At 60.4% G+C, this 14,150-nt stretch carries 12 protein-coding genes and 1 pseudogene; 7 read left to right on the top strand and 6 right to left on the bottom strand.

The genetic code is table 11. The features are described 5' to 3' along the window. Positions 1 to 10 precede the first annotated feature (10 nt). Entirely contained in the window at positions 11 to 859 is an 849-nt protein-coding gene (locus ABFC66_RS01215; protein ID WP_346739131.1) for a MaoC/PaaZ C-terminal domain-containing protein, read from the bottom strand. A gap of 39 nt (positions 860 to 898) precedes the next feature. After that, on the bottom strand, positions 899 to 1,468 hold the full coding sequence (locus ABFC66_RS01210) for a carboxymuconolactone decarboxylase family protein (protein WP_346739130.1): 570 nt from the start codon (positions 1,466 to 1,468) through the stop codon (positions 899 to 901). Between the two features lie 148 nt (positions 1,469 to 1,616). On the opposite strand from ABFC66_RS01210, the gene ABFC66_RS01205 reads away from it, so the two are divergent. The 7 genes from ABFC66_RS01205 to ABFC66_RS01175 all read left to right on the top strand — a co-directional run bounded on the left by ABFC66_RS01205 (position 1,617) and on the right by ABFC66_RS01175 (position 9,326). After that, a complete protein-coding gene (locus ABFC66_RS01205) occupies positions 1,617 to 2,711 on the top strand; it encodes a zinc-binding dehydrogenase (protein ID WP_346739129.1) in 1,095 nt (364 codons plus the stop codon). A gap of 90 nt (positions 2,712 to 2,801) precedes the next feature. Beyond that, positions 2,802 to 3,971 (top strand): transporter, encoded by a 1,170-nt coding sequence (locus ABFC66_RS01200; RefSeq protein WP_346739128.1) that lies wholly within the window; start codon positions 2,802 to 2,804, stop codon positions 3,969 to 3,971. 2 nt (positions 3,972 to 3,973) lie between these two features. Next, positions 3,974 to 4,396 carry a Zn-ribbon domain-containing OB-fold protein gene (locus ABFC66_RS01195; protein ID WP_346739127.1) on the top strand — a complete coding sequence of 141 codons (423 nt, stop codon included), beginning with the start codon at positions 3,974 to 3,976 and terminating at the stop codon, positions 4,394 to 4,396. Between the two features lie 39 nt (positions 4,397 to 4,435). Beyond that, positions 4,436 to 5,629, top strand: a complete 1,194-nt coding sequence (locus tag ABFC66_RS01190) for an acyl-CoA dehydrogenase family protein (RefSeq protein WP_346739126.1) — start codon at positions 4,436 to 4,438, stop codon at positions 5,627 to 5,629. Positions 5,630 to 5,640: 11 nt separating this feature from the next. Further along, positions 5,641 to 6,726 carry an acyl-CoA dehydrogenase family protein gene (locus ABFC66_RS01185; protein WP_346739125.1) on the top strand — a complete coding sequence of 362 codons (1,086 nt, stop codon included), beginning with the start codon at positions 5,641 to 5,643 and terminating at the stop codon, positions 6,724 to 6,726. Positions 6,727 to 6,833: 107 nt separating this feature from the next. Beyond that, positions 6,834 to 8,033 (top strand): acyl-CoA dehydrogenase family protein, encoded by a 1,200-nt coding sequence (locus ABFC66_RS01180; RefSeq protein WP_346739124.1) that lies wholly within the window; start codon positions 6,834 to 6,836, stop codon positions 8,031 to 8,033. A 93-nt stretch (positions 8,034 to 8,126) separates the two neighbouring features. Further along, positions 8,127 to 9,326 carry an acyl-CoA dehydrogenase family protein gene (locus ABFC66_RS01175; protein ID WP_346739123.1) on the top strand — a complete coding sequence of 400 codons (1,200 nt, stop codon included), beginning with the start codon at positions 8,127 to 8,129 and terminating at the stop codon, positions 9,324 to 9,326. A 73-nt stretch (positions 9,327 to 9,399) separates the two neighbouring features. Here the strand turns inward: ABFC66_RS01175 and ABFC66_RS01170 are convergent, their stop codons facing one another. From ABFC66_RS01170 to ABFC66_RS01155, 4 genes and pseudogenes are all read right to left on the bottom strand, one after another. Further along, a complete protein-coding gene (locus ABFC66_RS01170; RefSeq protein WP_346739122.1) occupies positions 9,400 to 10,530 on the bottom strand; it encodes an acyl-CoA dehydrogenase family protein in 1,131 nt (376 codons plus the stop codon). Positions 10,531 to 10,604: 74 nt separating this feature from the next. Beyond that, on the bottom strand, positions 10,605 to 11,504 hold the full coding sequence (locus tag ABFC66_RS01165) for an SDR family oxidoreductase (protein WP_346739121.1): 900 nt from the start codon (positions 11,502 to 11,504) through the stop codon (positions 10,605 to 10,607). 19 nt (positions 11,505 to 11,523) lie between these two features. Continuing rightward, the gene (locus ABFC66_RS01160; RefSeq protein ID WP_346739120.1) at positions 11,524 to 13,098 is read right to left on the bottom strand and encodes an AMP-binding protein; all 1,575 of its coding nucleotides are present in this window, start codon (positions 13,096 to 13,098) and stop codon (positions 11,524 to 11,526) included. Between the two features lie 373 nt (positions 13,099 to 13,471). Then, positions 13,472 to 13,722: pseudogene (locus tag ABFC66_RS01155) on the bottom strand (transposase); the annotation flags it as partial. Positions 13,723 to 14,150: the final 428 nt, after the last annotated feature.

Here is a 14,150-nt window from a genome sequence, read left to right as displayed (position 1 = left end):
TTTCCGTCCGTCAGGACTTGTATGTTGCCCTGGCCTGAGACAGGACGACGTTGCCGTTTTGGGTTTCGGCCTGCACGATAGCGATGCCGTCGCCCGCTTTCCACATCTTCGTTATTATGGTGTCGCCGAAATGGACCTGAGCGGCAAAGCGCCCGCTGAGAGATTTGAAGCGGGCGGGATCGTTGCCGCAAAGCTCGCTCAGGACCGCGCGGCCGACGAAGCCATATGTGCAAAGCCCGTGAACAAAGGGCTTTTCAAAGCCGCCCAACTTGGCGAAATCCGGATCGATGTGGATCGGATTGCGGTCACCCGAGAGGCGGTAGATCGCCCCTTGCTCGGGGCGCGTCACGTCCTCGACGACGGCGTCAGGCGTCCGGGCCGGCGGCGTCGCGTCGACGCCTGACGGCCCGCGCTCTCCGCCGAATCCGCCGGCGCCGCGCACAAATAGAGTCGCATGAGTTTTGAAGAGTGGTCCTTTCTCGTCGGAGCCTGTGCTCTCAACCCCGATGACGGCCGCCTTGCCTTTGTCCCAAACCTCGGAAACGCGTCCCGTTACCTTGATCTTGGCCGATGAGGGCAGGGGACGCAGCAACTCGACGGATTGCTCGCCATGCAGCAGCATTTCCAACTTCATCTCGACGCCGCTCATCAGCCCGGCGAGCCCTCGCCCGCCGGGGATGACGGCGTAAGTCGGCAAAACTTTCGGTCCCCGGCCTTCGTAAATGAAATCAAGCCCGTCGGCGGGACGAGCACCGACGCCAAGTGCATAGAGCATCGTGTCCTTGTCAGACCACTCCACGTCGACGGCCGGAAACGTCATGCCGACTAGGTCCTTTGAAATCGTCTTTTTTCCGCTCATTGTCTCGATCCTGTTCTTGAATTGTTATTTCTCGTCTGCTCAAGGCTTCTTGCCATCCGGTGGCCAGGCGACGACGCCATCCTCAAGCGGGATTTTTAGGCTCCTGAGCAGTTGCGAGAAAAGCGTCCAGTTGCCGATGGCGACAACCAGTTCGATACGTTCTTCGGCCGTTTTCAGGTGCGCCGCACATGCGGCCCAAGTGGCGTCCGAAATCATGCCGCCGTCGAGCGTCTCGTCGGTCGCGGCGAGGATGGCGCGGTCGGCGTCGGACAGGCAGGAGGCATTTTTCCAGTCCCGCGTCGCGACCAGATCCGCTTCCGGAATGTCCAGCATACGGGCGACCCGCCAATGCTGCGTCCATTCATAGAGCGATTTCGTTTTCCAGCCGATGCGCATGATGATGAGTTCGCGCAGTCTTGCATCGAGCTTGTTGCCCTGGAAAAGCAGGGTGGTCAGCGTCGAAGCAAGCTCGTGCGCCACATCGGGATGTCGGAGCAAAACCCGGAAGACGCTGAGTGGCGCCATTTGTTCCGATATGCCGGCTTTCGCTGCCGCGGCTGCAGCTTCTGCCACGGACAGCAGGGGAACCCTGGGTGTTTCGTCGGCCATTATTTCTAATCCTCCCCAAATTTGGCGAAGCCGGAAGTTTAGGTCTTCGCATCTTGCTTTTGAGCCTGTATAACACATACAAGCATTAAAAAAATATATATGTGTTATCGACACATCGTCGGTGCCGACACGAAACGGGGAGTGGAAAATGCTGCCGAAAAAATCGATGGCGATGGTGCAGACGGCTCCGCGTAAACTCGAAGCCCGCGATTTGCCGATCCCCCAGATCGCCGACGACAGCGCCATCCTCCGTATCGAAGCCTGCGGCATTTGCGGCAGCGATTACGAACAATACGAAGGGGCCTTGCGGACTCCGATGCCGGTGATTCCGGGGCACGAACCTCTCGGAATCATCGAGGCGATCGGCGACAAGGCTGCCAGGCGCTGGGGTGTCGATGTCGGCGACCGGGTCGCCATCGAGACGATGCTGTCATGCCATTGCTGCGACACCTGTGTCGGCGGGCATTATCATCTCTGCGACCGCCGCCAGATCTACTCGTATATTCCGCTCACGGAGGCGCCGGGTCTCTGGGGCGCCTATTCGCAATATATGTATCTCGCGCCCAACACGATCCTTCACAAGATGGACAAGAACCTTCCGGCGGAGCTGGCGGTCATGTTCAATCCGCTGGGCGCAGGCTTCCGCTGGGCGGTGGAGATTCCGCAGACGCAGGTTGGCGATACGGTTTTGATTTTTGGGCCCGGACAGCGCGGGCTTGCGAGCGTCGTTGCCGCGCGTGAAGCCGGCGCGGGAAAGATCATAGTTACAGGACTTGCGGCCGATTCAAACAAGCTCCAGATGGCGCTCGCTCTTGGTGCCGATCACATCATCGATGTGCAGAACGAAAATGTTGTCGATCGCGTGCGGGCGCTAACAAACGGAAAGGGCGCGGATGTCATCGTTGAGGTCACGTCCTACGCGACTCAGCCGGTCCGTGATGCGCTGGATTGTATCCGTATGGGCGGAACGGTCGTCCTTGCCGGCGTCAAGGGATTTAAGCCTGTCCCCGACTTCGTTTCCGACCTTATCGTCATGAAGGAAATCACCATCAAAGGCGCAATCGGCGTTACGTCGTCGGGATACAAGAAGGCGATCGAGATGATCGAGCGCCGCAAATATCCTCTTGAACTCATGCATACTCATAATTTCGAGCTTGAGGAAGCTGAACTGGCGATCAAGACGCTGGCGCGCCAGATCGAGGGACAGGAATCCGTCCATTCATGTCTCATTCCGGTGACTTGATCTGTCAACAGAATGTTTTTTTAACGGAAGCCTGGCGGCCGCTCATCGAAAAAGCCGCGTGCGGGGAACAGAGGTTATGAGGGCAGATTCGTGAAGAATTTCAGCGACAAGGCCGCGATCGTCGGGATCGGCGAGACCAGTTATGTAAAGGGATCGGACCAGACGGCCGTGGCCATGATGCTCGATGCCGCGAGGCAGGCCATCGCGGATGCGGGGCTGAAGCCGAAGGACATTGACGGCATGGTGCCGCCGCCCGTCTATACAACCTCGGAGGAATTGGCCGCCAACCTCGGCGTCGATGTGCTGCGATATGCCTCGACGGTCAATATGGGAGGCGCGAGCCCGACCACGGCGTTGCAGAATGCCGCCATGGCCGTGGCCTCCGGCGTCTGCGACAACGTGCTGGTCACGCTCGGCTGGAACGGCTACTCGGCGCTGCGTCCCAAGGCGGGGGTGCCACCAAGCCGACCGATGAATATGAACACGCTGACCTCGACCATCCGGGGTTACTATCTCCCCTATGGCGTTCTGTTGCCGGTGCAGATGTATGCCTGGCTCGCAACGCGACACTCGAAACTTTACAACGTCGGCCCCGAGGCGACGGGTTGGATTGCAATGGCGTGCCGCAAGCATGCCCAACTCAACGACCGCGCCCTGACCTGCGGCCAACCGATGACGATGGATGACTACATGCGGTCGCGCATGGTGTCCTCCCCGTTCCGTTTATTCGATTGCTGTCTCGAAACGGATGGAGCCTGCGCCGTCGTGGTGACGAGCGCCGAGCGGGCGAAGGACTTGCCTCACAGGCCGGTCTATATCTCCGGCGCGGCCGAGGGCCATCCTTATCCTGCCGACGATATTCCGTCGCGGCCGGACCCCTTCAAGATCGGTTTGAGCTATGCCGCGCCGCGCGCTTTCGCCATGGCCGGTGTGACGCCGAAGGACATGGACTTTCTGCAGGTTTACGACTGCTTCACCTATGTCGTGCTACTGCAGCTCGAAGCCCTGGGCTATTTTGAGCCGGGCGGCGCACTCGATTTCGTCAAGGATGGACAGATCGAACTCGGCGGCAAGTTTCCGCTCAATACGCATGGCGGTCTTTTGAGCGAGGCGCATGTGTGGGGCCTCAACCATGTACTTGAGGCGACACGCCAATTGCGCGGAGATGCAGGCAAGCGGCAAATTCCTGACGCTGAAATCGGACTCGTGACCGGATGGGGCGATCTGGGCGACGGCAGCCTCGCGATTTTGAGGAGGTAAAAATGGAAATTCAGCAACCGAAATATCCTCAGCCCGCGACCGTCGATCCGGTCGACGCGGAATTCTGGAAGCTTTGCCAGGACGGCGTCCTGCGTTTTCAGCAGTGCAGCTATTGCGATACCTGGCGGTTTCTGCCGCGTTACATGTGCGCAAAATGTGGCTCGCCGAATTACGAGTGGAAGCCGAGCGGCGGTCGCGGTCGCATTTTTTCCTGGACGGTGACCTACCAGCCTTTTCATCCGGCTTTCGCGCGCGACGTGCCCTATATAGCCGCGGTCGTGGAATTGGAAGAAGGCGTCCGCATGGCGACGCGCTTGCTCGACTGCGACCCGGAGGCGGTGAAACTCGACATGCCCGTGGCCCTTGTCTTCAAGGACATCGGCGACGGATTCAAGCTTCCGTGTTTCAAGCCTGCCGTGAAATAAAAATAGAACCAATCGCCATCGACGCATCGGAGATCTGGAATGGATCTGGCATACGGCCCCAAATACGAGGCTTTCCGGGAAGAGGTCAGGGCGTTCCTGACAAAACACAAGGATCAGGCACCTAAGGGTCTCGGCGCTGCCGGGCGTCCGTCTCCCGAAGCCTGTTCCTGGCAGCAACTGCTGATCCAGCACGGCTATGCGGCGCGGACGATTCCGAAAGACTACGGCGGCTATGGCGCCATGCCGGACATTCTGGAATCGCGCATCATCGCGGAGGAATTTTCCGCCGCTCGTGTGCCTGCGGCGTTGCAGAACCAGGGTATCTCCATGCTGGTGCCGACGCTTCTGGAACTTGGCACCGAGGAGCAAAAGAAAAAATGGGTGAAGCCGACGCTTCGCGGCGAGGTGGTCTGGTGCCAGGGATATTCCGAGCCGGGTTCAGGTTCAGACCTCGCCAGCCTTCAGACCAAGGCGACTGAAGATGGCGACGATTTCGTCATCAACGGCCAGAAGATATGGACCAGCACCGCGCACGAGGCGGACATGATTTTCTGTCTGGTGCGCACCGAGCCCGACAAGCCGAAGCATGAAGGCATTTCCTATCTGATCTTCTCGATGAAGACGCCGGGCATCGAAGTCCGTCCGCTCACTACCATGACGGGCCATGCCGAATTCAATGAAGTCTTCTTCACGGATGTGCGCGTACCGAAGACGCAGATCGTCGGCCAGCGCGGGCAGGGATGGCTCGTCGCCAACGCAACACTGAAATACGAGCGCGGAATGCTGGGCGATCCGGCCGCCATGGAAACAAGGTTCCAGGCCCTTGTCGATCTGATGCGCGAGGAGACCGTCGACGGGCAGCGGGCCATCGACAATCCGATTTTCCGGGACCGCCTGGTACGGCTTCAGGCGGAACTTGCCGCCATGAAGTTCAATGGGCTCCGGCAGTTGACCTGCGCGAGCAGGGGTGAGGACCCCGGCTTGGCGCGCCTGATCGTGAAGCTTCAATCCTGCGAACTTACCCATCAAATATCGGCGCTCGCGATCGACGTCATGGGAGAGTTTGGCGTTCTCTACGACGACAGCCCCTATCTGCGCAGTCATGGCTCGTGGCAGTGGGGGTACATGTTTCAGCTTGGGCTCATCATCGGCGGCGGCACGGCGCAGATTCAGAAAAACATTATTTCGGAACGTGGGCTTGGTATGCCGCGCGAACCGAAGCTGGCAAAATAGGAATTCATCCGATGGAATTTGCATTGTCGGAAGAGCAGCGCCTGTTGCAGGACAGCGTCCGCCGTTTTCTCGAACAGAATGCGCCGCTCGACAAGGTGCGCCTTGCCGCCGGGGACACGCATACCGTTCAGCGGTCCCTGTGGGCGGGCGCCAGCGAGCTGGGCATCCCCGGAATGCTGATCCCGGAAGATTTTGGCGGCATGGGTCTGGGATTTCTCGACGCGGCGATCGTTTACGAGATGATCGGGCGGCATGTGGCGCCGCTGCCCTTCCTCGGGACCGCCGTCATGGCGCCGCTCGCGCTGATGCTCGCGGGCAGCGAGGCCCAGCAGGAAAAGTGGCTTCCGAAGATCGCCGCGGGCGAGATTGTCGCAGGCGTGGCCGTCACGGAAAAAATCGGCATCCGTGAAGATGCCGGCGTGAAAGCCCGGAAGGGAACGCTCACGGGCAAGTCCCTCTTCGTGATCGACTGGGCTGAGGCCGATTTCTACATCGTGGCCGACAGCGACCATGGACTTCATCTCGTTTTGCCCGACGCGAAGGGGTTGTCGCGGCGGGCGCTCAACACCATCGACAGGACCCGATCGGTTGGCGAACTTGTCTTCGATCAGGTTGCGGCCGAGCCCTTGCCCCGATCCAGCGCCGACGCGGTAGCGCGGATGATAGATGCCGGCAGGGTCATGCTTGCCGCCGACACCCTCGGCGCGGGTCAGATGATGCTCGAGAAGGCGGTAGCTTATGCGGGAGAGCGCAAGCAGTTCGGCCGCGTGATCGGGTCGTTTCAGGCCGTGAAGCACCTCTGCGCCGAGATGGCGGCCGCTCTCGAACCATCGCGTTCGCTGGTGTGGTATGCGGCCCATGCGCTGGACGAAGTGCCCGGCGACGCGCGCCTCATGGCATGTCATGCCAAGAGCCACCTGTCGGAAGTGGGCCGCTTCGTCGCACGCACCGCGACCGAGGTTCATGGTGGCATGGGCTTCACCGATCTGCTCGGCCTGCATTACTGGTTCAAGCGGATTGGGCTCGACCGGCAGTTGCTGGGCGGGCCGGAGTTGGTTCGTCTTGAAGCCGCGCGCTTGCAGGGCTGGGCTGCCTAGATCGCGACCTGGATATTGGGAAGCATGGATCCAGCTGTCGATGAGTGTTGCCGCGACTCACAGCGGCGCGGGAATATTTCCACCGGCCCGGCAATGGGAAGATATGCATGAATATTGACTTCACGCCGGAGGATGAGGCATTTCGCGACGAGGTTCGCGGATTTATCGCGGCGAATCTTCCGCCGGAATGTGCGGATTCGCCGGCCCTGGGTGTGATGACCGACAAAAGTGTGGTCAAGCGCTGGCACAAGACGCTTTACGAGAAAGGCTGGGCGGCGCCTGCCTGGCCCGAGGAGTATGGCGGCACGGGATGGAACGCGACGCAGCGGTTTATCTTCAACGAGGAAATCGCCAGAGCCAATGCACCGCGTCTGATGCCCTTCGGGCTGACCATGGTCGGCCCGGTGATCTACACCTTCGGCAACGCCGAACAGAAGAGCCGCCACTTGCAGGGCATACTTTCCGGAGACGTCTGGTGGTGCCAGGGCTATTCCGAACCGGGCGCCGGTTCCGATCTCGCCTCGCTTAAAACGATGGCGGTGCGCGACGGCGATCATTACGTCGTCAACGGCCAGAAAATATGGACGTCCTATGCGCATGAGGCTGACTGGATTTTCTGCCTGGTGCGCACCGAACAGAGCGCCAAGCGGCAGGAAGGGATTTCCTTCCTGCTCATCGACATGAGGACACCCGGTATCGAAGTGCGTCCGATCATCTCGATCGCCGGTCTGCACCATCTCAACGAAGTGTTTTTTACCGACGTCAAGGTGCCGGTGCAAAATCTCATAGGCGAGGAAAACAAGGGTTGGACCTACGCCAAGTACCTGCTTGTCCATGAGAGAACGAGTATCGGCGGCGTCCCCGAGTCCAAGAAGAAGGCTGCGCATATCAAGGCGATAGCACGAGCGGAGCGGAACGCGGATGGGGGGGCGTTGATGGACGATCCCGCGTTCCAGCGCAAACTCGCGGAGATAGAAGTTAAGCTCACCAGTCTCGAATACATGAATCTGCGGATTCTCGCCGATGCGGCGGCGGGAAAGGCGGTTGGACCGCAATCGTCCCTGCTGAAGATCGTCGGCAGCGAGGTTCAGCAGGCTTTGGGCGAACTCGCTGTCGAAGCCGTCGGCTATTATATCGAACCATTCGGGCAAGGAGCCCTGCCTAGCGGCGTCAACGCGCGGGATATAGGCCCTGCCCATACGCGGAACGTGTGGGCGGATTACGGCTATGGCCGCGCCGCGAGCATCTATGGTGGATCGAATGAGATTCAACACGACGTCATCGCCAAGGCGATTCTGAGTCTTTGAAAGCGGCGGACAATTCGGTCTTTTGCCCGCTCGGATAAATTCATTATAATGAAAAATACAAACACCCGGATCGTTGCCGCGAAAGGTCAGTAGATGGATATCGAGCTTACGAAAGAGGACGAAGCCTTCCGCGCGGAAGTCCGTCGGTTCATTTCGGAAAAACTGCCCAGGGAGCTCGCGGAGAGAGACACAGTGGGCGCGTCTGGCGAGCGCGGTGCGCTCAGGCGCTGGCAGAAGGACCTCCACGAGAAAGGCTGGGTAGCGGTCAATTGGCCCAGGCAGTATGGCGGCACTGGATGGACGCCGATGCAGAAGCATATTTTCAACGAGGAGATGGCCGCCGCTAACGCGCCGCGTCTGTCGCCTTTCGGTCTGTCGATGGTCGGCCCGGTGATCTACACCTTCGGCAACGAAGCGCAGAAAAAGCAGCATCTGGCGGGCATTCTTACCGGCGATGTCTGGTGGTGTCAGGGCTATTCGGAGCCGGGATCCGGATCGGACCTCGCCTCGCTGAAGACCAGGGCCGTGCGTCAGGGCGACCATTACATCGTCAACGGCCAGAAAATCTGGACGTCCTATGCCCACGAAGCCGATTGGATATTCTGTCTCGTGCGAACGGATGAGACCGCTAAACCGCAGGAAGGCATCTCGTTCCTGCTGATCGACATGAAGACGCCCGGCATCGAGGTGAAGCCCATCATTTCCATCGATGGCCTGCATCACTTGAACGAAGTTTTTTTCACTGACGTCAAGGTGCCGGTGACGAACCGCATCGGCGATGAAAACAAGGGCTGGACCTACGCCAAGTTCCTGCTCGTCAATGAGCGCACCGGCATTGCAGGTGTTCCTGAGTCCAAGCGCAAGATCGCGCAACTCAGAAAGATCGCGAGACAGGAAAGGCTTGGCGATGGCGCGGCGCTGGCGGACGAACCGGCATTCATGACGAGGCTCTCCGAAATCGAGGTGAAGCTTACGGGTCTCGAATATACCAATCTGAGGATCGTCGCGGAGGAGGTGGCGGGCCGCCCTGCGGGCCCCTCTTCCTCGACCTTGAAGATTGTCGGGACCGAAGTTCAGCAGGCGTTGTCGGAGCTTGCCGTCGAAGCAGCCGCCTTCTACGCCATGCCGTTCCAGAGGGAACATTTGATTGGAATCGCCAATGAAGCGCCCGTCGGGCCCGGCTATGCGGTGAGCGTGACAAGTGCCTATAATTTCGGTCGCGCCGCTTCGATTTACGGCGGTTCGAACGAAATCCAGCGCAATGTTATTGCAAAGGCCGTTCTGGGACTTTGACGGATCATCCGGACGTGCGAAGGGCCGCATCCGGGATGCGGCCCTTTTTGTGTCAGTCTGCCGTCCTTCAGGCTCAGGCGGCCTGGGAATAGCGTTTGAGCTGGTGATCGACGTTGCCGAACTGGGTGTCGATCATGGTCAGCCGCTTGAAGTAGTGGCCGACATTGAGTTCGTCGGTCATGCCCATGCCGCCGTGAAGCTGCACGGACTGCTGGCCGACGAAGCGGCCCGCCTTGCCGATCTGCACCTTGGCGCCGGCCGCGGCCTTGACGCGCTCGGCGTCGCTTTCGGAGAGCTTCAGGTTGACCATGTAGGTCATGGAGACCGATTGTTCGTAAGCCATGAACATGTCGACCATGCGGTGCTGGAGCACCTGGAACTTGCCGATCGGCACGCCGAACTGCTTGCGCGTCTTGCAGTATTCCACGGTCGCCTTGTTGAGCTCGCCCATGCAGCCGACGGCTTCGGCCGACAGCGCGGCAATCGCCTGATCGGTGATCTTCTCGACCAGCGGCAGCCCCTTGCCTTCCACGCCGATCAGTGCGTCGGCGCCGAGCTTGACGTTCTCGAAGGTGATTTCGGAGGCGCGGCGGCCGTCGACGGTCGGGTAGTCGCGGGTCGAGACGCCCGCCGCCGACTTGTCGACGGTGAAGACCGAGACGCCGTCGCGGTCGCGCTGACCGCCGGACGTGCGGGCGGTGACGACGAGCTTCGAGGCCCAGGGCGCGCCGAGTACGACGGCCTTGTAGCCGTTCAGCGTGTAGCCCGCGCCGTCCTTCTTCGCCGTGGTGACGAGGTCGGCGAGGTTGTAGCGGCCCTGCGGCTCGGCATAGGCGAAGGCCCAGACGGTCGAACCGTCGACGATGCCGGGGATAAGCGCATCCTGTTGCGCCTTCGAGCCGCCTTCGCGGAGGAAGCCGCCGGCGAGCACGACCGTTTCGACGAAGGGTTCGACGACGAGGTGCCGGCCGAACTCTTCCATCAGGATCATCGTTTCGATGGGGCCGCCGCCAAGGCCGCCCAGCTCTTCGGCGAACGGCGCGGCGAGAAGGCCGAGTTCGGCGAACTGCTTCCACATGGCCGGCGACCAGCCTTCAGCCGACTTCACGATCTTGCGGCGCGTATCGAAGTCATATTTGTCGGCGAGCAGGCTCTGCACCGAATTGCGCAGCAGCGTCTGCTCCTCGCTGAACGAAAAATCCATTGTCGGCATTCATCCTTGTCTGGTGTTTGTCTTCGGCCTGGCGGCCCGGTTCGATATGGTCGCTGGTATCCCCGTCAGCCGCCGATCGCGTCCGGCGGTCTCGTCTTGCTGAGGAGGTCCTTGACAATCGGACCAAGCTCGGCCGGATCGAAACGGCGCTTCGGGTTAATGGCCGGCCCGCGCTGCCAGCGCTCGAAGACTGTCAGCCGCCCGCTCGTGGATTCGAAGACTTGGCCGGTCACGTCTTTCGACTCGCTGCTTCCGAGCCAGACGACGATAGGCGCAATGTTGGCCGGATCGCGCGGGTTCCACTCACCCTCGGGCACCGCCACGGCATAGCCGAGGTCTTCCGTCATCCGGGTAAGCGCGCCCGGCGAGATCGCATTCACGGTGATGCCGTAGCGCGCAAGCTCCATCGCCGACGTGATCGTGAAAGCGGCAATGCCCGCTTTGGCCGCGCCATAGTTGCATTGCCCCTGATTGCCCAGCAGGCCCGAAACGGAGGTTGTGTTGATGATGCGGGCGTCGACCGTCTTGCCCGCCTTTACCTGCGCCCGCCAGTAGTTCGCGGCATGGTGGGCCGGGCAAAACGTGCCTCTCAGATGAACCTTGATGACCGCATCCCATTCGTCGATCGTCATGTTGGTCAGCATGCGGTCGCGCAAAATGCCGGCATTGCTGACGAGCACGTCGAGGCCGCCAAAGGTCGAGATCGCCTGATCGATCATCCGTTTGGCGCCGTCCCAGTCGGACACGTCATCGCCATTGGCGACCGCCTCGCCCCCCATGGCCCTGATTTCCTTCGCCAGCGCCTCGGCGGGTTCGCTCGACCGGCCTTCGCCTGTCCGCTCTCCACCGAGATCGTTCACCACCACCTTGGCACCCTGACGCGCGAATTCCAGGCAATGTTCCCGCCCGATACCTCTGGCACCGCCCGTCACGATGACGACGCGGCCCTTGCACAATCCAGCCATCAGCTTTCTCCCCGTCCCATTATATTTTCTTTTCGCCTTGCCAGTATCTGTCGCGAACCGTCCGCCGCACGATCTTGCCCGTCGTCAGCCGCGGCAGGTCATCCGCGAAATCGACGGATCGGGGGCGTTTATAGGCCGCCAGCCGCGTCGCCACGAAATCGAGTATGTCCTTGGCCAGCGCCTCGCCCGGCTCGTAACCTTCATTGAGCTGAACGACCGCCTTCACTTCTTCGCCCCATTCCTTGTTGGGGACGCCGACCGTGGCCACGTCCTTGACCGAGGGGTGCTGAAGGATCTCCTGGTCGATCTCGGCGGGATAGATGTTGACGCCGCCGGAAATAATGACCTCGGCGCTGCGGCCAGTGAGGAACAGGAATCCGTCCTCGTCGACATAGCCCATGTCGCCCATGGTGAAGAAATCGCCCCGGTAGACGCTCGCGGTTTTTTCCGGCGCCTTGAAATACTCAAACCGGCCGGTTTCCGGCGCCTTGAAATAGACGGTGCCGATCTCGCCCCGCGGCAACTCCTTGCCGTTCTCGTCCTGAATCTGCAGAACGACACCCTCCGTCGGCCTGCCCACCGAACCGGGTTTTTCCAGCCATTCGTCCGGATGGACAAAGACTCCGCCGCCTTCCGTCGCGCCGTAATATTCAAAGACGACCGGACCGAGCCACTCGATCGTCTCCCGCTTCACATGCACGGGGCAGGGGGCCGCCCCGTGGAGGATCCACCTCAGCGTCGAGATGTCGTATTTGGCCCGGACCTCTGGCGGAAGAAGGAGAATGCGGTGAAGCATGGTCGGCACGACATGTGTATGCGTGATGCGATGCCTATCGACCAGCCGAAGCATTTCCTCCGCGTCCCACTTGTCCATCAGTATCGTGCCGACGCCGGCCGAGAGCGGAAGCAGGAGATTGAGGGACAGCGGCGCAGCGTGATAGAGCGGCCCCGTCACCACCGCCAGGTCCGTGGCGTTGTTGAACCGCGCCGTCTCGACCATCTTGCTGAAAAGCGATGAGGCCGCTGGCGCGCTGCCCCGGTAGACGCCCTTCGGATGACCGGTCGTGCCCGATGTATAGAGCATCTGGCTGCCGATGACGGGATCGTCGATATTCGCGCCGGACTCGCGCGCGACCAGCGTGTCGTAGGAGGTAAAACCCTCGATCGGTCCGCCCACGGCGAGCTTGATGCGCAGACCGGAGCCCGTGGCGGCGGCCGGCGTCGCGGAGGATGCAAGCCGTATATCCGCGATCAAAGCCTTCGCCTCACAATCGTCCACGATATAGGCGACTTCCGCGGGCGTGAGATGCCAGTTGACGGGGGTCATCCGGAAGCCGGCACGTTGACAGGCCATGACAGTCTCGACGAATTCGGGACGGTTGATGCAAAGAAGCGCCACACCGTCGCCGGATTGGAGGCCGGCGCCCCGCAACACCCTGACCAGCCGGTTGGCCTGCGCATTCAGCTCTGAAAAACTGCGATTGCCTTTTTCGGATGAAATCGCGAGCCGATCCGGCGTCTGGGCTGCGTGCCAGGCGACGATCATTCCCTTCGATGCGGCGTCCTCGAACGACAGGCTTGACGCAGCTGTCATGGTTTCTCCTTGAAACGCTCTTCCCCGGTTGTCGACACGAGAGGCCGACTTCGGATGGTTTAATCATCCGCATAGCTTTTAAAACATTATAATGTTTTTGTGGGATACTGTCGATGGTCTGAAAGCAGCCGCGAAATCTCCGGTGCGTTGATGCGAAAGATCAGCTTGCCTCGACGTCAGATGATGCCGCCGGCCATCAGGTCGTCGATTTCGCTGTCGCTGAGCCCCAGCACGCCGCCGTAAATTTCGCGATTGTGCTCGCCGGGTCTCGCGTTGGACGCGCCCGTCATCTGCGGCGTGCCGTGATACCGCAATGGAGAAAAGCCCATGCGTTCATGATGCCGGAAGCAGCCTGGACGGTGAGTTTTATGGCAAGGATGTCGCGCTCCGCCTTGAGCTTCGTGACCTCGCGGCGAAGCCGCTCGATCTCCAGCTGTTCGGGCTTCATCTGCCACGGCCGGGAAAGGCATGCGCCGGATCGACCGCCACGTCCCTGATCCATTTGCGAAGCACGTTCTCATGCACATCAAGGTCACGGGCCGCCTGGGCAATTGTCACGCCCCGTTCCTGCACCAGCTTCACCGCCTCAAGCTTGAACTCGCGGTTGAATACCCTTCGTCCCATAGTCCACCTCCGGTTCCATCATGACACCTAATCTTCGTGTCCGTGAAACCGGCAGCAGCCCATGGCCTTGCCAAGGTCATCGATAGTCTGCTTTGCCTTTGCTCGTATCTCTTCAAGGCTGCGGACGACTTGAACCGATCCGGACTGTGCCCCGGACCCGTCGATGATTACTCTTAAAACTGCTTCAGCCATCTTTGCTCACTTTCCAAGTGAGCAATTGTATCGCGCTGTCCTCACGCCATGGGATTATGGCTCACCGTTAATCCGTGGGGCAGCCTTTTTGTCCCCATAGAGCAAGCACTTCCTTTAGGCCTGATAGCTTAATGTCCTTTTGGAATCCGTAGCCGTCGAGTACTCCAATGGCCAATACACGCAGACGATCCGCTTGCAGGACTTCTTGATATTTACCACCCGTGATGATGACGGTT

It is taken from the genome of Parvibaculum sp. (genome assembly GCF_039680535.1).
GTDB lineage: Bacteria > Pseudomonadota > Alphaproteobacteria > Parvibaculales > Parvibaculaceae > Parvibaculum.
This window is presented reverse-complemented; position numbering and strand designations above follow the sequence as displayed.

What these genes read in the sequence shown, in the direction of transcription:
- ABFC66_RS01170 (WP_346739122.1), bottom strand. Translation starts at nt 10,530, where the DNA reads ATGGATTTTTCGTTCAGCGAGGAGCAGACGCTGCTGCGCAATTCGGTG.
- ABFC66_RS01185 (WP_346739125.1), top strand. Translation starts at nt 5,641, where the DNA reads ATGGAATTTGCATTGTCGGAAGAGCAGCGCCTGTTGCAGGACAGCGTC.
- ABFC66_RS01180 (WP_346739124.1), top strand. Translation starts at nt 6,834, where the DNA reads ATGAATATTGACTTCACGCCGGAGGATGAGGCATTTCGCGACGAGGTT.
- ABFC66_RS01190 (WP_346739126.1), top strand. Translation starts at nt 4,436, where the DNA reads ATGGATCTGGCATACGGCCCCAAATACGAGGCTTTCCGGGAAGAGGTC.
- ABFC66_RS01205 (WP_346739129.1), top strand. Translation starts at nt 1,617, where the DNA reads ATGCTGCCGAAAAAATCGATGGCGATGGTGCAGACGGCTCCGCGTAAA.
- ABFC66_RS01215 (WP_346739131.1), bottom strand. Translation starts at nt 859, where the DNA reads ATGAGCGGAAAAAAGACGATTTCAAAGGACCTAGTCGGCATGACGTTT.
- ABFC66_RS01210 (WP_346739130.1), bottom strand. Translation starts at nt 1,468, where the DNA reads ATGGCCGACGAAACACCCAGGGTTCCCCTGCTGTCCGTGGCAGAAGCT.
- ABFC66_RS01195 (WP_346739127.1), top strand. Translation starts at nt 3,974, where the DNA reads ATGGAAATTCAGCAACCGAAATATCCTCAGCCCGCGACCGTCGATCCG.
- ABFC66_RS01165 (WP_346739121.1), bottom strand. Translation starts at nt 11,504, where the DNA reads ATGGCTGGATTGTGCAAGGGCCGCGTCGTCATCGTGACGGGCGGTGCC.
- ABFC66_RS01175 (WP_346739123.1), top strand. Translation starts at nt 8,127, where the DNA reads ATGGATATCGAGCTTACGAAAGAGGACGAAGCCTTCCGCGCGGAAGTC.
- ABFC66_RS01160 (WP_346739120.1), bottom strand. Translation starts at nt 13,098, where the DNA reads ATGACAGCTGCGTCAAGCCTGTCGTTCGAGGACGCCGCATCGAAGGGA.